Here is a 576-nt window from a genome sequence, read left to right as displayed (position 1 = left end):
CCACTGCGCACGTTTCTACAACCCCAGTTAGACTACCCTTTTACGAGATGTGGGATGACGTAGAGGACGAAACTCCAGAGCAGCCCGAACCGGTGCCCGAGGAGGCCCCGGCTGCTTCTGAAGCCGAACCCGGTAAGGAGGGCGCCCAGCAAGCCAAGCCTGAGGAAGCCGAACCTCCACCACCAGAGAACCCCAACGACTCAACAGAGCCTAGGCGGCTTGTATTCAAGCACTGGTGCAGGCCGAAGTTCCTCCAGTACAACTACATTTACGACTACCAAAAGAACTACTACGATGACCTGATCACGTACTTGGACCGAAGGAACAAGGGACAACGTGTCGAGCCGCCGCGGGCGCAGACCTGGGGCGAGCGCGCCCTCCGGACCTACTTGGCCAACAGACCGATTACCTACACCCAAAAATCCAAAAACCAAGATCAATCGTTACTCCATCACATTTCCGTAGGCGCCAAGTTCCAGCGTTACCACACGAAGTCTCTTATCTCGAGGATCTCGCTGTCATGATGCAGACCCAGCTTCCCATGGACCGTTAACTGTGTATGATCGGATGCCGTCC

At 55.9% G+C, this 576-nt stretch carries 1 pseudogene; it reads left to right on the top strand.

From position 1 onward, the window contains the following. Window positions 1–524 (top strand): annotated as a pseudogene (locus tag F0U44_RS24300) (hypothetical protein); the annotation flags it as partial. Window positions 525–576 lie beyond the last annotated feature (52 nt).

This window comes from Nocardioides humilatus (genome assembly GCF_008373755.1).
Lineage (GTDB): Bacteria > Actinomycetota > Actinomycetes > Propionibacteriales > Nocardioidaceae > Nocardioides > Nocardioides humilatus.
The sequence above is the reverse complement of the archived record's forward strand: the minus strand, read 5'-3'. Positions and strand labels throughout refer to the sequence as shown.